Source organism: Gammaproteobacteria bacterium (genome assembly GCA_019748175.1).
Lineage (GTDB): Bacteria > Pseudomonadota > Gammaproteobacteria > JAIEPX01 > JAIEPX01 > JAIEPX01.
The window spans coordinates 553,214-572,643 of the sequence record JAIEPX010000008.1; the positions used below are offsets into that span (position 1 = coordinate 553,214).

Genomic DNA, 19,430 nt, shown 5'->3' on the forward strand with positions numbered 1-19,430 from the left:
CACTCTCTATATAAATACTCTAGCAATAATACTTCTTGTAAGTCTCTTATTTGTTATCGAAACCAAAATCGATAACAGTATCATTTGTTGAAGTGAGTGACGATGGCGCTGAAGTATGCTGAGGTCGACCCAGTCGCGGACTTAAAAGTGGTTCACCTTCCACTCGAGCAATCATTCCATCAGCCGATGTTGATCCATCATTTGCGGCACCGTGAAGCTTAGTTTTATTGTCTACGAGTGTTGTAGCTTTTTTGCTAGGATCAGCTCCAGAACCGTCTGGTTTTCCTGAGGTGACTATTTTAAGTTCAGTCTCTTCTTTTGGGGCAGGACTATTAACTAAAGGCGATAGATAAGTGGTGATCGCATTCCATTTTGACGGTAACCACGTGGTAAAAGGTCCGCCTTCATGCCATGCTGCCCATTTGTCACTGAATGGCGTGGCAAACCAGGTCATTATAATCACGATGATGGTAGAACCAAAAAAACCGAGCGTGGCACCGATAAGAGCTATAGTTTCAGGAACTGGAATATGAAGTAATGTGGCCAGAGCAGCAACGGTAGGTGTAATATCGTAAGCAAAAAATTCAGTAGTGAACGAAACTAAGGCTCCGTTCATTGCATGAAGTGCTATTGCAACGGGTGGAAGATTTCCAAACCAAGTGATGATAGGGACAACGATGTTCGGGAAATAAATAATTGCAGCGCCAAGTGCTAAAGGAATAGCAGTAGCCCAAAAAAGTCCCGTAATAAGTTTGTTTAAATAATAGACAAGAAAGCCTAATTTTTTGTTCACTTCACCACCATACGCGCTCGCCAAGTTAGAGCTTTTATGGGGAGAGAAGAGTGCTCTGCCGATTATGGTAAGTACTTTGAAGCTCATATGCAGCAGAGCTAAGCAAACTGATAGGATTGATAAAGCCAATATTTTAGGGATTTTCCACACTTCGTCTGCGTCGTCGGCTTCATCAAGTGTAGCGATTTTTGCATAAATTTTTGCCATCGCAATATGTAGACCGTAAGTTGCAAAAGAGGGAAGTAATTCGGTAAATGTTTTGATGATATTAAGGGGTAGCTTGAAAAAAATAGAAATAAATTTGATTGGAAAAATAATCGGTAATTTAACGGGAAATAAAACAACCCATTGCCATATTTTTTTTTCTTGATATTTATCTTCGTCAGGTAATGTGTCCCAACCACCGATCATATTTTTAAGAATTCCCAAACCGGTCAGTTTTGGCATTTTGGACAGAGTCACAGTCGGAGGTGTTTCATCTTCAGTGAGTGGGCTAGTTTCTTCTATACGTTTTTTATAGCTTGGCGATGAGGGTGGTGATGCAGATTCACTACAGCCTGTTCGCGTTGGTAGACCAACAAAGGATGCTAGCATTAACCAAGGCGATAAAGCTTCGCCCTTATATTCATAGGCTTCTTGTAACTCCCCAGCAGAATGACGGTGAGCCGGGGTTATCATGTGAGTAGTAGGCTCGTATCCGTCGATGCCGTACACCATTAAGAATGTTGAGCTAAAGAAACTGAAATTATCGGTGTTTGCGGGCGTGTCGTGTGGATTTTGATACTGCTTTACTAATTTCTCAAAACTAGCTGCATCTCCCCAGAAGAGTGAGTGTATGTGTTTAGATGCCCATTGTTTGAATGTTAATGACCCAGGCTTTCCCGGCTTAATAAGGGGTGAATCTTGCGCTTCTTCTTTAATCGTACTCATTACACTACTCTTATTTATAAACGGGCCATTATATCATGAAAGATCATCAATGTGAATCATTGAAGGGCGTCACTTCTTGCGCCTGAAGGGCTCGCAGTAGAGTGTTTGTGCAATATCCAGGGTTAACGCGACGCCTTATTAATAGGCAAGCTCACTATCATCGTCCTTGAAAGAGTTGACATGAGGTTTAACAGGAGTCGGTGCTTTCTTTTTACCGGAGCCTAGTTCAGTAGAATCGTCGAAATCAAAATGAGAGGCTTTTCCGGCAACCGTTTCATCACCGTCTTTCTTCTTAACTGCACTTCGTGCTTTACCTGAGGGCGTAGTGGGTGTGGAGTTATTGGCGCCAGGCTTAGGCTGCGGCTGTTTTTGTAACGGTATTTCATCAGGTTCAGCTACTTTAGTATAACCACCCGATAATACAATTGCTTTTAGGATATTGTCAGTAAGTCCGCCTTCAACCCAGTCTGCCCAAGAGTTACTGAACTTATCGGCACCCCAGCTTAAGAAGGTGGCGGTAGGGGCCACTATCACACCGAAAGTAGCGCCCACGGCAATAGCATTCACTGAAATTTTTAATCCAAACAAGGCGCCTACAGCGGTCGCAGAAGGGCCAAAGGCTGCGCCAATGCCAATAGAGATACTGGCCAAGCTACCCTTGATAAAGCCTATCGATGCTGCGATTACAGGTAATTTCGATAGTGCAGTGAGTAGAGGAATTGTCGCAGGAATTAAGGTTGTTACCGCACCGATTATCAGAGACAGTCCTATAGCCCAAACAGTTAGTGTGAAAGCAATGCTGGCTACAAGGGCTAGAATACCGACTATCCAGCCTAACCATTTATTCTCTAACGTACGACCAAATCCAAGGGCGGCTTTCGCACTGTGTGTAGGTGATAAAACGGCACGGATTGCAATGGATAAAATTCGTGAACTGGCCAGTGCAACTCCTAATAAAGCTAATCCAAGACCTTCTGCAAATAACTTAATACCTTTAAGTAACCACGGGCCAGTATCTTTTTGAGGAGTTGCCCATTCACGTGCTAATTCTTGATCGAGAAGATTCAAGGTTTCTTCAGAAAAACGCCAAATTAACAGGGTCAAAAATTCTGTTGGTAATTTCAATATGTTGAGGGGTGTTTTAAAGAAAATTAAAGCCGATTTGATGATAAAAATGAATGGCTTTATGGTGAAGGAAGCAAGATTTTGCCAAAACAATTTTTCTTCGCCGGCTTTTTCATTGAGTCCGCCTACAAAATTCTTTGCAACTTGTCTACCATCGATAACGAGTGATTTATCAGTAACTTCGATATATTTGATTCGATTTGGAATGCCAAAAAATGACATCACAGCGAGTTTCCACGGAAGTTTGTCACTGTCGTAAGTATAATGTTTACCTGTTTCTTTATTAATTTGACCTTCGGCAGTAGTAATTTCTTTGGTCACTTCATCGAGACCATCAAAGCCGTAGACCTCTAAGAAGGTACTATCGAGATGATGTTTAAAAATAGTAAGGATGCTTTTTTTGGGCAGCGCCTGGTGGACTTCAGGCATTGCAGAGTATCCTTGATTGAATTTTTTGGGGTCATACAAAAAAATATGTTGAAACCATTGTTTTACGGACAAGCTATTGAGCATTAAGGGTTTGACTAAGGCCATGTCAGAGTTCCTTCCTATTTAAATAACTAAACATAACTATTCACCACACGATGGAAACGTCCATATTTTGCCCATCTTGTGCGTAAAAATTGATTTTAAAATCCTCATTTATCAAGAGTAAACTCCGGTTTTAAAATCAATTTTTTCACCCAACCTGGACAAAATCTGAACGTTTTGGCCATTCTAGCCAAGGTGGTGAGTGGTTACAACGCAACAACAACAGAATTTAGGGTGAATGTATTATCCCTGCATTCTTAACCTAAAAGTCTGATATTGTGTGATTGTATTTTTGAAGTGAAGGAATGTAAAGAACTGTTTATTGCTTAGCTTGAGATTATGCAGTTTCAGTTTCAGTTGGCTTTTTCACCGTGTGTTTTTCATACAGTTTTTTCAAGCGGATACGATGATTTTTTAATTTGGTTTCGAGGTTGGTAATTTTTTGATTCATTTCGGTAGGGTCAAAATGTTCGCGAAGGTATTTAATGTCTACGTCTATTTGTCGTAGTTGTAATTCATCAGTAGTGATTTCTCTGTCGGCTTCTAATTTTTTGATGTAGTCCAGACCATTTTTGTAATTTTCCTTTACCTTCACGATAGAATTTTCCAAATGAACGATCGCACGGGAATAATCTTCAAGTCGTGCCATTTGATGTTGCTTTTTAGAGTAATTTCCAAATACCGTTAGTGTAGACATGGTTAAATCCTCATAATAAAAACGCTATAACTCTGCAAGTAGTTGCCCATCGGGGCCATAGTCAGGGTTATCTGAGTTCTGATCTCCTGAGCCTTTAGTTGGAGCAGTGCCTGAAGTGGTGAGGCCCTCTTGCCCCTCAGCGCGTTTCTGAGACTTCACAGCACCCATATGTCCATCATGAGCAGTCCATTCAGAAGTTATAGCAGATGATACGATACCTTGCGCACCAGGGGAAGTAGTATTCCCTGTCACCGGGCTTTGTTTTGGGGTTTGATCGATTAATGGAGTATAAGAAGTATCCTCTGAATCTGGGGGAGCAAATAGCAGAGACGTAAAAAAGCCTCCCTCATGCCAAGTGAACCATTTATCGCTGAGCTTATCAGCGGCTAGGCTTAAGAACGTGGCGATAGGAGTAACGATTGCACCGAGTGTCAGTCCGGTCGTTATAAAAGTAGTAGAGAGTTGAAAGCCTAACAAACCAGAAGAAGTCGTGAGTAGAGCGCCGAATACTGCATTCAGCCCGCCACCAACAGCAGTGAAAACAACTGATAGGTTTGATATAAGATGTGCCATAAATGGCCAATTCAATACGGTGGTAGCGAGTTGAGCAATTTTTGGTAAATACACTACAATCGAACCGAATAACAAGGGCAGAGCGAAGGCCCAGAGGCTGGCCGAAAAAGCAAGACTGACCAGAGCAAAGAGGCCGCCCACGAAAAACATAATCCTTTGACTCGTATGCTGACTGACAAAGGGAACCTTGAGTTCCTGAGCGTATTCAAAAGCGATGCTCATGCTATGTAAGGGTGCAGTTAGGGCTCTTCCGGTAATATAAAAGACTCTTATTGCAAGATAAATGAGGGTCAGCGCGACCGTGATAATGGATAAAAAGACAGCAGGAATTTTCCAAAGATCGGACAGTTTTTTATCCGCTTCCGAGGGTTTCTTGCCATGAGTCTTTTTAACTTTCGTCCCTGAGTATTCAGAAACTTTGAGAGCAAGCCATATCACTGCAACGATTGTGAGAGTGGTCAGTATTAAAGGTAGAAATTCTGTGAAAAATTTGAGTATATTCAGCGGGATTTTAAGAAATAGTGTGAAGATTTTAAAAGGAAAAATAACAGGAACTTTTATCAACAACCCTATGATTTGCGTTATTTTTTTCTCTGTCGACATGTTCGACCATTGCCATCCACCAATAAAATTTTTCAGAAAAAATTGAGTAAGGGAAATTTTGGGATAAGAAATTTTAGTAGGCGCTACAGGAGCAGATTCGGTGAAGAAATCAACAGTAGCAGATATTGAATTATCCTGAGTTGTATCAGTCAGTTGACTTTGTTCATTGGCTTCTTCTTCAACGACATCGGTACGAGTTGGTAAGCCTAAGAAACTAGCGAGGGCGAGCCAGGGATCTAATGTGAGTGATGTATACTCAATGATTTCACTTGATTCAGTGTTGTAGTAGGCATTTTTCGTGAGATCGTATCCATCGAACCCATAAGTCACCAGAAAAGCGCCGTTCACCACATTATTCAACATGTGAGTTGTATCATTATCGGAAGACCAAAGGGTAGGAACTAAGAAATACTGTGCAATCCAATCACTAAGACTTTTAGAGTAGGGTTTAGCGGGATCTATAAGTAAAGGCATGTAATAATTAGCTCCACACGTTGTAATTATTCACACAATCTGGACAAAGTCTAAACGTTTTAGCCATTCTAGCCAAAGCGGTGAAGGATTTATGAGAATTTTACGATTATTAATTGAAAAAGTAAAGTAAAATCTAGGGTAAAAGCTTTTCCTTTCGCGATGAGGGGTTTTAGGGGAGAGAATCGTGATTCTCTCCCCTAAATATATTAAAGGAAGCATCTCCCGGTTATAAAGTCAACAGTTCCTAATAAAGGGCATTGAGTGAGGAAAACATCCAAAATCTTTAACCGGGAGATGCTGTCAAAAAAAATGGCGCGTTTGATTTAGTCAAAGCGCGCCATTTTGAGAGCATCTAGAAACTACGGATATTTTTCAGTAGTCTCTAGAGGAGAGTGTTACTCTTTACCAAGCCCTTTAGCAGAGTCACGGCTTACAAGGTCTTCTTCCTCGTGGCCTTCTGCTGCGGTAGATTTTTTACCAGCTTCAGGAGATTTGCTGCCTGAATTAGGTGTCTCAGCTGCAGTTTTTCCTTTCCTCAGAGCCTCTTCATCAGAAGTGCCTGCATCTTTCTTAGCATTAGCTAATTCAGCAGCCCGTCTTCTTGCCTCTGGTGAAGATACAACTTCAGGTTCTGCATCTTTATTAGTAGCAGTGCCTTTGTTTCCGTCTTCTTTATCAGTGCCATCTTTTCTAGGTGAGTTGTCGTCATTATCTGGTAGAGGAACATATCCTTTCTTACCTTTAGAACCAACAATCATGTTGTTAATCTTAGTAAACGCACTGTAGACCCAAGCAAGGATCCCACCTTTTTGCCAGCGCGCAAAAGAGTTGCTGAGTTCGTCAGCAGATCGGCTACCAATAATAGCAGTAGGAGCAGATACGGCAGCCACTGTAGCGCCCACTGCAACAGCAGGAGCTGTTAAGGTGAGTCCTACTAAACTAGCGAGTGATGCGGCAGCTGAAGTGAATGCAGCAGGTAAACTACCAACAACCAGCGCAAACTTACCACTGATGAATGTCACGCTAGAAGCCACAATAGGTAGCTGAGCAATCGAATTCAGTAAAGGAGTAAGAGCAGGTATTTCTTTAACTGCCAGCGTAATAATTACTGGGAATGCAATGATCCATAGCGCGGTTGATAACGCGATACTCATTAATACAGCAATTGTACCTACAATAAGTCCTATATAAGGATGACCTTTGATTGCCTTACCAAACGTCCACGCTAATCGCGCACTTTGTTCAGGAGCAAAAAAAGCTCGGGTAATTAATGGGACAAATCTAAAAGGGTTATGAAGAAGGCCAACAATAGCCGTTGCTGGAGCTAGAATAAAAACAGCAGCTAAATTATTGAGTGCCCCAGGTTTAACCCAATTAGCTTCCGTTCTATACGCTAAATAACCATTGAGTTTACCCAAATAGCTCGTAATGACTAGAGGGAAAAATAGGAACGGGGTTTTTAAAACATTTAATGCTAATTTGGGAATCCAAAGAGCAAGGTGAACTACAGCGATTATAATTTTAACTGGGATAAAAGCTCGATTCCACCAGTTTTTCTTTGCGGCAGCTTTTCTCGTATCTTGATTGCGCGCAGGATTATCCCAACCACCAAACAAGTTTCTTAGTAATTGTTTAGGGTCAATCCTTGGATTTCCCTCTTTATTAACGACTACAACACGAGAAGGTAGGCCCAAAAACATGATAAAAGCTAATAATGGAGACAACTTATTGCCAGTGAACCTAGCTTTTTCTGTACGAACATTTACATCATGATCACCGGTGCTATAGGTTACTTTTGTAGAAGGTAAATCGAACCCATCGAAACCAAAGGTTTCTATGAAAGCACCAGCCCAAATATGATCAGGGTCTATACGAGGAGGGCGAGCATATTCTTGTACTTCGGCTATCTCATCGGCAGTAAGGGTAGGAGATTCTGGTAGTGTTTCTGAACCAAGTGTTGTTAATGGAACCGCTCCGGCTAGTGTTTGAAGATCATTAGCCTTAGCATCTAACCTTTTGTTTATAGCGTATGTATAAGATGCTGATTTATCGATTACTAAGTCTTTTATCCAGCCTCCTATTGAAGCTGCGCGTAAATAATTCATTATAGACATATATCACTCCTATCGGTGTTTACATTTAAAGGGGCATTGTACATGGGCTTTAGGTTAAAGTAAAGCCTTAATTCAATCAGAATCATAAGTTGTGCACAAATTCTACTAAAACTTATTAGTAACTACTTCTCCGGCTATATAAGGGGTAGTGCCAGTTAGGTTTTTACCGCGCCCACCTGAGGTGGCTCGTGTTGGACTAGTAGCACGTTCCGACTGTTCTACAGAAGCTCCACGACCTGCGTTCGCAGCAGTGATGGTAGCATCATCAGCGCCATCTAGGCTACTTTTTCTTTGTTGAGCAAGTGCTGCTGCCTTTTGAGATCTAGGCGAGATGTCTAGTTGAAGACCCTCTGTAACCTCTTGAAGTTCTGCATCGGTTATTGTTCTAGACTCGAAAGCCTGTCTGTCATCATCAGCACCAGGAAAGATCTCAAGAGTTCCAGACCCCGCGTTAGCTGAATGCGAGCCCTGTTTTTGTTGACCAGATCTGTCTTTACCTTTACCTGGGCTTGGAGCATAAAGCCCAGTTGTTGGATTTTTTGCAATAGCACCGTCTTTCTCAGTACCGTATAAATTCAGCATCGGATATTCAGTGTCCCCATCAGGTTTATCATCTTCTATCAGTGGTTTGTACCCTTCTGGAGGAAAATAGTACTGTCTGAACACGCCAATCATTCCATATTTTCCGGCTAATGCCCAATAATCACTGAGTTTGCCAGCGACAAAACTTAAAAAGGACGCTGAGGGTGCAACGAGTACCGCTAATGTAGCACCGAGTGCAATAGCTTCAGCAGGTATCTGTAATCCTACAGCTAAACCTGTTATGGCTGTTATATAAGGAGTGAAGGCCGCTCCAATGACACTGCTCAGAGGAATGAGAGAACCATGAATCATCCCGATCGTGGTGCCTATCAAGGGGAGTTGCAAGAACCAGGTGACAATAGGAGTGAAAAACGCAGGAGCGAAAGTCATTGCTCCACCTACTACCAGCGGAATACCTAAAGACCATAAGGCTATGGTTAAGCCAATACTAAGAGCAATACCAATGCTGCCGAACGTTATACCAAGAATTGAAGTAGCCCATGGCCTATTATCGATTTTAAATGATCGACCGGTAGCAAAAGCTAATTCGGCGCTGATCGCAGGAGAAGTGAGGGCTGTGCCGACAATCGCTGCAATTTTAAAAGGGAGGTAAATAAGTCCTAAGAAACCAATTAGGGCCACATTACCAATAATATAACCTTTAGCGTCTTCATCTGCTTTGTTGTTTTCATCAATTAGTCTCACTTGATAGCCAATGCCTTGAGCAGTCGCATCCGAAATCAGTGTTGGAAAAACCTCTGTGATAAATTTAACAAGATTAAGTGCGAATTTAAACGGGAATGTCGCCCATTTAAGAGCAAATATAACAACCTTGAAGAATGAGGCTGGTATTTGTATTAACTTGATCGCTTTGTTTGCGCGTATCCCTTTTAACTTTTTATTTTCGTCTATAATGATTCTATCTCGATGCCATCCACCTACGAAGTTAAGCAAAAATTGGGTAACGCTGAGTTTTGGAAAATTAAATGCGGTGGGATATTCTTTTTCTTCAGTTTCGTTGTCTAGCTTAGCTTTATTCTTGGTGGTCTCCCGGTTGTCAGCTCGATTCGGAAAGCCAAAAAATCCTACAGTATGCAGTAATTTGTTAAATGCGTGATCTTTATAGGAGTATTCTTCACCTCTAGCAGTGATATATTTATTCGTTACACGATTATATCCATCAAAACCATAGGCTTTAAGTATTGCAGCTTTTAAAAGATCTTTAAAACTGAAAGCGAGATAGACTTCAGGATTATCGGTCTTTCTATTAAATACATCTTCAATTTTGCTGCCTTTCTTAGGGGCTTCACCAAGTTTTACTTCTTTGCCGTCTTCAGCTGTTCTCTTGATTTTTCTTTGTTCAATTTTTTCCGATTCAGAAATATCTTGTTGGAACTTTGCGAACTCTTCTTGACTGATATAACCTGTCATCGCATCAGGTATAAATAGTTTTCTCACCCATGTTAGTGGTGACAAAGATGCAGTGGATATTGGTTCCACTAGTGGCTTGGACATAATTGACTCCTGTCTATTTATGTTAAAAATTGTTCGTCATTGTATTACGGCTAGTTGAAGAGGTAAAGTGATTTTTTCAAATAACAGCATCTCCCAGTCAAGGATTTTAGGTGTTTTGGACACTCAATTTTCTGTATCCATGAGGGTTGATTTTAAAACCGGGAGATGCTTCCTTTTATATACTTAGGGGAGAGAATCACGATTCTCTCCCCTAAACCCCCTCATCGCGTAAGGAAAGTCTTGTAACACCTTTAATTCAAATGATTTTCCTTGGCCGATAACTGTTGTTCAAAAAAATAGAGGAATTTTAAGGCGCTCACCCTAATTTTTTCTTAAGTAATTCGTTAACTTGTTGAGGATTCGCCTTACCCTGGGTGGCTTTCATCACTTGTCCCACAAAATACCCAAACAATTTATCAGCACCTGCACGGTATTGCGCTAATTGATCGGGATTGCTCGCGATAATCTCATCGATGATTTTTTCAATCGCACTGGTGTCAGTAATTTGAGTAAGTCCTTGAGCGGCAATGATTTTATCGGCATCGCCTTCACCGGCCCACATGGCTTCGAAAACAGTTTTAGCAATTTTGCCCGATATGGTGTTGTCGGCGATTCTATCGAGTAATTGTGCTAGTTGCTGAGCGGACAAAGGACTTTCAGTAATTTCTTTTTGATCTTTATTCAAAAAAGCAGAGAAATCACCCAGCACCCAATTCGATGTAATTTTAGGGGTTGCCTTGGTCGCTTTAACGGTGGATTCGAAAAAATCGGCCATTTCGCGAGAGATGGATAGGCTATGCGCATCATAATGACTTAATCCGAAATCAGATTGAAAACGTTCACGACGCTGCCAAGGCAACTCTGGAAGGGTGGTCCGAATGGCTTGTATGGTTTGATCATCCAACACCAGCGGTAATAAATCCGGATCAGGAAAATAACGATAATCGTTGGCTTCTTCTTTTCCACGCATCGATCGCGTTTCGTTTCGATCGGCATCGTATAATCGCGTTTCTTGAATAACTTTTCCGCCGTTTTCCAGCAAGTCAATTTGTCGAGCGACTTCATAATTAATCGCGCGCTCTACAAATCGAAATGAATTTACATTTTTAATTTCGGCCCTAGTGCCGAATTTTATTTCACCTTTAGGGCGAACCGACACATTCGCATCACAGCGGAAGGAACCCTCTTGCATATTGCCATCGCTGATATCCAAATAGCGCACAAGACTGTGCAAGGTTTTTAAATAAGCAACTGCTTCTTTGGCCGAACGCATATCAGGTTCAGACACAATTTCGAGCAAAGGGGTGCCCGCGCGATTTAAATCAATTCCGGATTGACCGTGAAAATCTTCGTGCAGTGATTTGCCCGCATCTTCTTCTAGATGCGCACGTGTAATACCGATTCGTTTTGAAGTATTTTCATCCAGTTGAACATCGAGATGACCTTTGCCAACTATAGGAAGTTCAAATTGACTAATTTGATAACCTTTTGGCAAATCAGGATAAAAATAATTTTTTCGTGCAAAAACCGATTTGTGAGCAATTTCAGCATCAATACTGAGCCCTAACATGATGGCTTTTTCAACAGTTTTTTTATTTAAAACGGGCAGTACGCCGGGCATGCCTAAATCAATGGCGCACGCTTGAGTATTAGGATCAGCGCCGTAGGCAGTAGCTGCTCCAGAAAAAATTTTAGAGTGCGTAGATAATTGCACGTGCACTTCTAAACCAATAACTGTTTCCCATTCCATAAACTATGCCCTATGTTAGGAGTAAGGTGTCAGATCTAAGATTAATACATTCTATGTCTGATACATCTCTATTTTTCAGACAGCAAGCCTAAGAATATATAAATATTAGATCTGACCCCTTTTGCTGTGCCAATCAGTGGCTTGTTGAAACTGATGAGCGACATTAAATAATCGATATTCTTCAAAGTAGTTAGCGATTAATTGTAAACCAACAGGTAAGCTTTTTACGAAGCCTGCTGGGATCGACATTCCGGGTAATCCGGCAAGGTTTACACCTATGGTATAAATATCCGAAAGATACATGCTCACAGGATCATCCACTTTTTCACCCAGTTTAAAAGCAGGGGACGGTGCTGTTGGACCTACTATAATATCGACAGAATTAAAGGCGTTTTGGTAATCATTGCAGATGAGCCGCCGAATTTTTTGCGCTCTTAAATAATACGCATCGTAATAACCTGAAGATAAAGCGTATGTTCCGACAATAATGCGTCGTTTAATTTCTTGACCAAATCCTTCACCGCGACTGCGACAATACAGTTCCTCGAGATTTTTGGGATTTTCGCAACGGTGACCATAACGGACGCCATCAAAGCGCGCTAAATTAGAAGAGCATTCTGCAGGTGCAATGACATAATAGGCTGGAACCGCTAGATGTGTATTAGGTAAACTAATTTCTTTTACGGTTGCGCCCAATTTTTTTAATTCGTTGATGGCTTCTTGAATAACAACAGCAACATCATTTTCAAGTCCGCTGGCGAAATGTTCTTTTGCGAAACCCACTGTGAGGCCTGTTAAGGGTTTATTTAAATCAGCCGTATAATCAGGTACATCACGGTTCACACTCGTTGAATCTTTTTCATCGTGACCCGCCATAACATTTAAAAGCAGTGCGGCATCTTCAGCGGTTTGAGCAAAAGGGCCGCCTTGGTCAAGGCTGGATGCGAAAGCGATCATTCCAAAACGGGAGACTCTTCCGTAGGTTGGTTTGATGCCCGTAATGTTGCACATAGACGCAGGTTGACGAATGGAGCCGCCGGTGTCTGTCCCGGTTGCTGCAGGAATTAATCGCGCTGCGACTGCGGCGGCAGATCCTCCCGACGATCCACCAGGAATTCGGCTGAGATCCCAAGGATTTTTCACGGGCCCGTAAAAACTATTTTCGTTGGATGAACCCATCGCAAATTCATCCATGTTAGTTTTGCCGACCATGACCAGGCCCGCTTCTTTGAATTTAGTGGTGACGGTTGCATCGTAGGGGGCGATGAAATTATCGAGCATTTTTGATCCGCACGATGTTTTAATACCGTCCGTGCAAAAAATATCTTTGTGAGCGTAAGGTACGCCCGTGAGAGGGCTTGCTTGACCGCTGGCGATTTTTTTATCGGCCTCTTTAGCTGAGGCTAATGCCGATTCATTGCATACAGTAATAAAGGCATTTAATGTTGGATTGTGTTGAGTAATTCGATCCAAATAAAATTGAGTGACTTCGACGCTGGAAACTTTTTTTGCTGCAAGATCATGTGAAAGTTCTGCTAGAGTTTTGTTTTCTAAGCTCATGATAATCCTTAAGATTCTATGGTTTCAGCAATCCGATCTTCGATCACTTTAGGAACAAGATAAAGTCCGGCTTCTGTGAGCGGTGCACAGCGTTGCATTTTTTCGCGGAGATTGGGTTCGGTGACGACGTCTTCACGAAGAGGCTGCGTGATGTCTTGGGGGTGTGCCATAGGCTCGATGCCTGTGGTGTCGACGGCATTCATTTGTTCAACGAGCTCAAGAATTTTAGAGAGATTTTTCACGTGCGCTGGAATTTCATCGGGGGTCAGCGCAATTCGCGCGAGATGCGCAACATGTTTGACATCGGATTCTGTGAGAGCCATGGGCCATTTCCATTGATAAAAAAGTGAGTATAGGGATTTAGGTGAAGCAAGGGAAGGGGGGCATGCTTTATAAGGAAGGGGTCAGATCTAACATTAGATCTGACCCCTTCCCGCCCTGTTAATCATAATAATTGGTATAGAAATCCAAATAATCTTCGAGGGAATCTAAACAATTAGGTAACATGAACATAAATAACCGGTTACCTCCATTGTGTAATTCACCGAATTTATCGGGTATATCTGCTGCAGTTTCAGCGCCCATACCCCAATAAACCCGTCGACCCACGACTTGAGGGCCTGATTCAATACCTCCGGCAGGTGTCATGACGTTGTTTACAGGGATAGTGCTTTGAAATTGAAAGAGTTTCACCCCGGTGTCGGCATCCAGTGCAACCATCGTACCTCGAGTGTCCGAGTAACCGATGTAAACTACACCATTGCCCACGGTAAGCGTGCCGAAGGCTTGGGCAGGGTTTAATGTGCCTTTAATCCCGTCGTTAGCAGGCCTTTGCCATAATATCTTGCCTGTACCTGCATCCACAGCCGAGACGGTACCGTTAATCGTTTTTAATTTTCCACTAACATTGAACACCGTAACTCCATCTGCAGTCACGTCGCTTGGTGGATTGATAAGTGTTCGTAATTCTCGTGGACCACTTGCAGGTACTGAGAGAAAAGGACTTCGTGGGCCCGCATTCGGATCAGGAAATGTTGTGGGATAATCTGCTGGGTAGTCAGTAATTCCAAACACTAAATTAGGTCCGACGAATGGCATCACTTGACTTGTAGGTGCAGGGTAATGAACTAGGGGAGATGCATCGCCCTGACTATACAAACCCACCCGTACACCTAGCGCACTAAACCCATTGTAATCCAAGAAAGTCTGTGCAGATCTAAAAGGAACATTAATATCACGATTCACATTCGATGAATTCGTAGTGCCGAAGTAAACTCTTTTTCCATCCGTTGCTCGTCCAAATTGTAATCCACCGTAAATACCACCGGGATCCACATTACTGACCCAACGTTGTTCTCCGGTATCAGGATCTAATCCAAATAATCGACCATCTTTATTTCCAGCGATAACAACGTCATCAGTCATGCCATTAGATAATTTTACACCTTGAACTAAAATTGGTTGATTACCAAATCCCATATCGGGACCGACAGGATCTTGAAAACAGTTTTTAGCATTAATTAATGGGACTGGATAAACAAAAGGTGGAACGGTTCCCCATCCATAAAAGTCTGGAGCAGCGCATGCGTGATTCCAAGCGTCATAAAGCCGACTATGGAATACCCATTTGATAATCCCCGTTTTCATATCGAGAGCAAGCACTGAACTTGCGTAATTTTGTAATTGATCGTTCAAATTAGTGCAAGTGACGCCTGGAGGTAATGATGGATATGAACCCGTTCCACGTCTAAACTTTTCGCAAGCCTCAGCGACTTTAGGTGCCGTGGTATTTTGTGCTGTAGCGATATACACCTGTTGTCTATCAGCGTCGATTGTTGGGTTATGTCCGTAGGTGGACGCTCCAAAGAATCCTCTTGGCGTTAGTAATGATTGCATTTTATAAGATAATGCTGGGTTGTTATCTAATGGATCATTGAATGTTCCATCTCCTGGTACCACATAGGTTTTCCAAAGAATTTTTGGATTAGTTACATCGATGGCGACCAAACTACCTCTTGCGGAACAGCACGGATATTTTGATTTAGGATCAATGTTGCCATATTTATCTTTTTTGAAAATATTAGGATAGGCGCGTGCCCAGTCTTCTTCCCAGCTGCCAACAGGAACATAAATGGTGTTTCCATAACCACTGATCGAACCTGTAATTTTACCAGCAGGGTGAGTATCGGCTTTTATTCGCCAAACGACCTTACCCGTATTTTTGTCTAATGCAATTATGATTGCGCCATCACCTGTATGACATCCGTTTGCTACAGGTGTGCCACCGGTAACTTTGCATAATGGAGCGAGTAATGAATAGTTGCTGCCAGAGATTACCAAGTTACCAACAATGTACGGAGTGTTTCGTGATTGGATAATTCCATAGCCTGGCACTGAGAGATCATTTATGTAATTTTTTTTCCAAACGACAGCGCCTGTAAAGCGGTTAAGTTTGGTAATATTTCCTGCCATATCATTAAAATAGATGAACTTACCTTTAATGGCAGGTGTAGATGAAATGCTGGCAATTGCGGTGTTGTTGGTGCCCGTATCAGGAGCAGTTAAGTAAGTCCATTTTAATTGCAGATTGTCGACGTTCGAGGAATTTATCGGACCATCATCGAAACTGCGTGTTTGTAAATCGATGGATTTGGCGTAGGTTATTGGCGGAATGCAAAGCATAGCGATCGCTACGGAACAAAGGAATCTTAACCTTTTCATGACACATCTCCTCAACTATATATACCTATAACTTGTCAGAAGTATCCTGTCTAAAGCCCTATTTATGGGCGTTTACAGCTTGCTAATGATTTTTTCCTCTCATAACTTTATTATAGCGTATTCAGTGAGTATTTTCCTGGGAAGAAGGGGAAGGGGGCGGGTCTTTGCTTTCCTTAGGTAAGATCTAACATTGAAACCAGTTCATTCAGATGTGAGATATAAGATTCAGAAGTGAAAGCTAGTTTCAAGGTTAGATCTGACTCCTTGCTCAAACGTGACCCCTTTCTTTTCCTCTTCTCTTTATGCTTTTTTTCCGTTAGAGTTTGCACTCAGCCTGGACACCGGGGTTTTACAAAGAGGTACGAAAATGTTGAAAAAATTACGTGGCAGATTCTCAAATGACCTATCAATCGATTTAGGTACAGCCAATACATTAATTTATTTACCTGGCGAAGGTATTGTACTGAATGAACCTTCTGTGGTGGCGGTTCGTCGAGGAGATGGTAGCAATGGTTCGGGCAGTGTTGTGGTTGCTGTAGGATTAGAAGCGAAACGCATGTTGGGCAGAACCCCCGGAAATATTACTGCAACGCGTCCTTTAAAAGATGGTGTGATTGCCGATTTTCATATTACAGAGAAGATGTTACAGCACTTTATTAGCAAAGTGCATCAAAATCGCTTTTTAAAGCCGAGCCCTCGAGTATTGGTGTGTGTGCCTTGCGGATCTACTCAAGTAGAACGTCGTGCGATTCGTGAATCAGCAATGGGCGCCGGGGCGAGAGAAGTTTTTTTAATTGAAGAACCAATGGCCGCAGCAATGGGTGCTGGATTGCCTGTGGAAGAAGCCCGCGGATCAATGGTTGTGGATATCGGCGGTGGTACGACTGAAGTTGCTATCATATCGCTGAGCGGTATTGTGTATTCTGCGTCCGTGCGAATTGGTGGCGATCGATTTGATGAAGCCATCGTAAATTATGTTCGTCGTAATTACGGAACATTAATTGGTGATGCAACCGCAGAACGAATTAAACATGAATTAGGCGCTGCGTTCCCTAGTACGGAAGTGCGTGAGATTGATGTGCGTGGTCGAAACTTGGCTGAAGGTGTGCCACGAAGTTTCACGTTGAATAGCAATGAAATACTTGAAGCTTTACAAGAACCCTTGTCGGGAATTATTGGTGCAGTGCGCAGTGCTCTTGAGCAATCACCTCCTGAATTAGCATCGGATATTGCAGAAACGGGTATGGTCTTAACCGGTGGTGGAGCTCTACTGAAAGATCTTGATCGGTTGTTAATGGAAGAAACTGGATTGCCTGTCATCGTCGCTGAAGATCCGCTTACTTGCGTTGCGCGTGGGGGTGGAAGAGCGCTAGAATTAATTGATAAAATGGGCGAAGGATTTCTTGCAAGCGATTGATCTGTAAGACAAAAGGAGTAGCGTCATTAAGGTTTTATTCAAACGTGATTCGCTACTTAGCGTGCGCTTAGTGGCTCTAGTGATAGCCTCATTGGTACTGATGGTAGTTGATCATCAGTACCAATATCTTGCTCAATCTCGATCCGTTTTAACCTCTTTTATTTCACCTATACGGACAATGGTAGATGCTCCAGCACGTCTCATTAATTGGGTTGGAAATAATTTTTCTGAGCAACAAAATTATGCGGCTGAAAATATTCATTTGAAAACAGAGCAGCTGATATTGCGTGCAAAACTTCAGAAGTTGGGGGCGCTTCGGCAGGAGAATGATCAGTTACGCGCATTGCTGAGTGCTTCGCAAAAAGTCAGTGGTAAAATGCTGGTCGCTGAATTGTTAGCAGTTGATTTAGCGCCTTTTACTCGGCAGGTAGTTTTAAATAGAGGGCAAAAGGATCATGTCGTGGTGGGCCAGGCGGTATTGGATGCCTACGGAGTAATGGGGCAGGTCATTGAGGTCAATCATGATTCAAGTCGGGTGTTGTTGATTTCAGATTCTCGCAGCGCAGTGCCTGTGCAAAGCACTCGAACAGGCAGTCGGGCAATTGCCGCAGGACAGGGTGTGAGTAATGATTTGCAGTTGTTGTTTGTGCCTGATACGGCGGATTTTCAGGTGGGGGATTCATTAGAGACTTCGGGTTTAGGAAATCGGTTTCCTGTTTCTTATCCTGTAGGCGTGGTTTCTGAGGTGGTCCATAGACCAGGGGAGCGTTTTTCGCAGATTACGGTTTATCCGAGTGCTCATTTGGATAGTAGTCGTCAGGTTTTGTTAGTCTGGCCGAGTGGGTAATTTAGTGGGTTATTCAATGATTTTTCGTTCTTGGTTTTTTATTATTTTGTCGATTATCGTTGCGATGATGTTGACGATTTTGCCTTTGCCCTTTTGGGCGGCGTGGGTCCGACCCTTGTGGGTGCCGGCTGTAGTTTTTTATTGGGCTTTGGCATTGCCGGAGCGTTTTAGTATTGGGGCAGCGTGGTGTGTAGGAATTTTATTGGATGTTTTGTTGGGGACATTGTTGGGTGAAAATGCCTTGGGTTTGACAGTAGCGGTTTTTGTGATCAGTAAGTTGTATACGCGCATTAGGTTGTTTCCGATGTGGCAGCAAGTCGGTGTGATTGTTTTGTTGTCGTTGTGTTATTTGGTGTTGTTGTTTTGGATGCAGGGTTTAATGGGGCAGGCGCCTTTGGCGTGGCAGTTTTGGATACCGTCGATTACGACGGGGCTTTTGTGGCCATGGATTTTTATCCTCATGCGTGACTATAGAAGACGCTTCGTAATCCGTTGATTAAAAAGAATTTTTATTTTTCAATCCGCTTTCATAATCGGCGCGAGAATCCGACAGCCTTTTCGCCGAAACCAAAAAAGATCGAAGAATTCAAGAAAATCTGAAGAGTTGGACTGGGCAAGACAACCTTTTCAAGACCGCCGTAAATACATCCGTGTAGGCTTCGGTCGAAACATCCTGTTTCTCACGATCTTGAAAAGGTAGATCTTGCCCAGTCTTCTCAACTCCGTGCTAAGTTTTTATTTCGCTGACTCTGCAGACTTTTTTTCAAAAAAATCGCGAAACAAAGCGCATTGTTTAACTTTGTCTGTAAAAGCAGCAAAAAAAAACGTTAATTTGAAACACGGAAAAAATAAAATTATCCTGAGTCGCGTAGGCGAAGAATCCAACTTTCTTGGAGGGAAATAAAGCGCAGCGAGGGGAACCCGAGCGAGCCATTCCCGGAAAGACAGTCGGATTCTCACGCCGACTTTAAGAACCCAACGAACTTGTACGAAACGAAGGCGATCTTAAATAGGTTGCCTTGCCCAGTCCAGCGCTGAAGTATAGATTCCCTTGATCTTTATTTACGCTGAATTAAAGGAACTGAATCGTCATCAGGTGCTGGTGCGAAAGAGTTTTCAACATGAGCATCGACCGCAGGGGCGACAGCGAAGAAATCCGCACGCCATGTGGAGGCATCGCTGTAATTGTAACCACAAT

Annotated in this window: 13 protein-coding genes; 3 read left to right on the top strand and 10 right to left on the bottom strand. The window is 42.5% G+C overall.

Annotated elements, in window-relative coordinates:
• Positions 1–46: 46 nt before the first annotated feature.
• From K2X50_05375 to K2X50_05420, 10 genes are all read right to left on the bottom strand, one after another.
• On the bottom strand, positions 47–1,723 hold the full coding sequence (locus K2X50_05375) for an inorganic phosphate transporter (GenBank protein MBX9586671.1): 1,677 nt from the start codon (positions 1,721–1,723) through the stop codon (positions 47–49).
• 138 nt (positions 1,724–1,861) lie between these two features.
• Positions 1,862–3,382, bottom strand: a complete 1,521-nt coding sequence (locus tag K2X50_05380; GenBank protein ID MBX9586672.1) for a hypothetical protein — start codon at positions 3,380–3,382, stop codon at positions 1,862–1,864.
• A 334-nt stretch (positions 3,383–3,716) separates the two neighbouring features.
• Positions 3,717–4,076, bottom strand: coding sequence for a hypothetical protein (locus K2X50_05385; protein MBX9586673.1), 360 nt, complete (start codon positions 4,074–4,076; stop codon positions 3,717–3,719).
• Between the two features lie 24 nt (positions 4,077–4,100).
• On the bottom strand, positions 4,101–5,615 hold the full coding sequence (locus tag K2X50_05390; GenBank protein MBX9586674.1) for a hypothetical protein: 1,515 nt from the start codon (positions 5,613–5,615) through the stop codon (positions 4,101–4,103).
• 506 nt (positions 5,616–6,121) lie between these two features.
• A complete protein-coding gene (locus tag K2X50_05395; GenBank protein MBX9586675.1) occupies positions 6,122–7,840 on the bottom strand; it encodes a hypothetical protein in 1,719 nt (572 codons plus the stop codon).
• A gap of 105 nt (positions 7,841–7,945) precedes the next feature.
• On the bottom strand, positions 7,946–9,937 hold the full coding sequence (locus K2X50_05400) for a hypothetical protein (protein MBX9586676.1): 1,992 nt from the start codon (positions 9,935–9,937) through the stop codon (positions 7,946–7,948).
• Between the two features lie 316 nt (positions 9,938–10,253).
• Positions 10,254–11,687 carry an Asp-tRNA(Asn)/Glu-tRNA(Gln) amidotransferase subunit GatB gene (gene gatB / locus K2X50_05405; GenBank protein ID MBX9586677.1) on the bottom strand — a complete coding sequence of 478 codons (1,434 nt, stop codon included), beginning with the start codon at positions 11,685–11,687 and terminating at the stop codon, positions 10,254–10,256.
• Positions 11,688–11,792: 105 nt separating this feature from the next.
• Positions 11,793–13,247: an Asp-tRNA(Asn)/Glu-tRNA(Gln) amidotransferase subunit GatA gene (gene gatA, locus K2X50_05410; GenBank protein MBX9586678.1), complete on the bottom strand. Its 1,455-nt coding sequence runs from the start codon at positions 13,245–13,247 to the stop codon at positions 11,793–11,795.
• 8 nt (positions 13,248–13,255) lie between these two features.
• Complete coding sequence (gene gatC, locus K2X50_05415) at positions 13,256–13,570, bottom strand: Asp-tRNA(Asn)/Glu-tRNA(Gln) amidotransferase subunit GatC (protein ID MBX9586679.1); 315 nt, start codon at positions 13,568–13,570, stop codon at positions 13,256–13,258.
• Positions 13,571–13,688: 118 nt separating this feature from the next.
• Positions 13,689–15,968 (bottom strand): PQQ-binding-like beta-propeller repeat protein, encoded by a 2,280-nt coding sequence (locus K2X50_05420; GenBank protein ID MBX9586680.1) that lies wholly within the window; start codon positions 15,966–15,968, stop codon positions 13,689–13,691.
• A 367-nt stretch (positions 15,969–16,335) separates the two neighbouring features.
• On the opposite strand from K2X50_05420, the gene K2X50_05425 reads away from it, so the two are divergent.
• The 3 genes from K2X50_05425 (at position 16,336) to mreD (ending at position 18,728) form a co-directional block, all read left to right on the top strand.
• Positions 16,336–17,385 (top strand): rod shape-determining protein, encoded by a 1,050-nt coding sequence (locus K2X50_05425; protein ID MBX9586681.1) that lies wholly within the window; start codon positions 16,336–16,338, stop codon positions 17,383–17,385.
• A gap of 70 nt (positions 17,386–17,455) precedes the next feature.
• Positions 17,456–18,232 carry a rod shape-determining protein MreC gene (mreC, locus tag K2X50_05430; protein ID MBX9586682.1) on the top strand — a complete coding sequence of 259 codons (777 nt, stop codon included), beginning with the start codon at positions 17,456–17,458 and terminating at the stop codon, positions 18,230–18,232.
• Positions 18,233–18,248: 16 nt separating this feature from the next.
• On the top strand, positions 18,249–18,728 hold the full coding sequence (mreD, locus tag K2X50_05435; GenBank protein MBX9586683.1) for a rod shape-determining protein MreD: 480 nt from the start codon (positions 18,249–18,251) through the stop codon (positions 18,726–18,728).
• The last annotated feature ends 702 nt before the right edge of the window (positions 18,729–19,430 follow it).

Excerpts from the sequence above, each read along its gene's own strand:
- K2X50_05395 (MBX9586675.1), bottom strand. The coding sequence starts at position 7,840 with ATGTCTATAATGAATTATTTACGCGCAGCTTCAATAGGAGGCTGGATA.
- K2X50_05400 (MBX9586676.1), bottom strand. The coding sequence starts at position 9,937 with ATGTCCAAGCCACTAGTGGAACCAATATCCACTGCATCTTTGTCACCA.
- K2X50_05420 (MBX9586680.1), bottom strand. The coding sequence starts at position 15,968 with ATGAAAAGGTTAAGATTCCTTTGTTCCGTAGCGATCGCTATGCTTTGC.
- K2X50_05375 (MBX9586671.1), bottom strand. The coding sequence starts at position 1,723 with ATGAGTACGATTAAAGAAGAAGCGCAAGATTCACCCCTTATTAAGCCG.
- K2X50_05385 (MBX9586673.1), bottom strand. The coding sequence starts at position 4,076 with ATGTCTACACTAACGGTATTTGGAAATTACTCTAAAAAGCAACATCAA.
- gatA (MBX9586678.1), bottom strand. The coding sequence starts at position 13,247 with ATGAGCTTAGAAAACAAAACTCTAGCAGAACTTTCACATGATCTTGCA.
- K2X50_05380 (MBX9586672.1), bottom strand. The coding sequence starts at position 3,382 with ATGGCCTTAGTCAAACCCTTAATGCTCAATAGCTTGTCCGTAAAACAA.
- K2X50_05390 (MBX9586674.1), bottom strand. The coding sequence starts at position 5,615 with ATGTTGAATAATGTGGTGAACGGCGCTTTTCTGGTGACTTATGGGTTC.
- K2X50_05425 (MBX9586681.1), top strand. The coding sequence starts at position 16,336 with ATGTTGAAAAAATTACGTGGCAGATTCTCAAATGACCTATCAATCGAT.
- gatC (MBX9586679.1), bottom strand. The coding sequence starts at position 13,570 with ATGGCTCTCACAGAATCCGATGTCAAACATGTTGCGCATCTCGCGCGA.
- mreD (MBX9586683.1), top strand. The coding sequence starts at position 18,249 with ATGATTTTTCGTTCTTGGTTTTTTATTATTTTGTCGATTATCGTTGCG.
- gatB (MBX9586677.1), bottom strand. The coding sequence starts at position 11,687 with ATGGAATGGGAAACAGTTATTGGTTTAGAAGTGCACGTGCAATTATCT.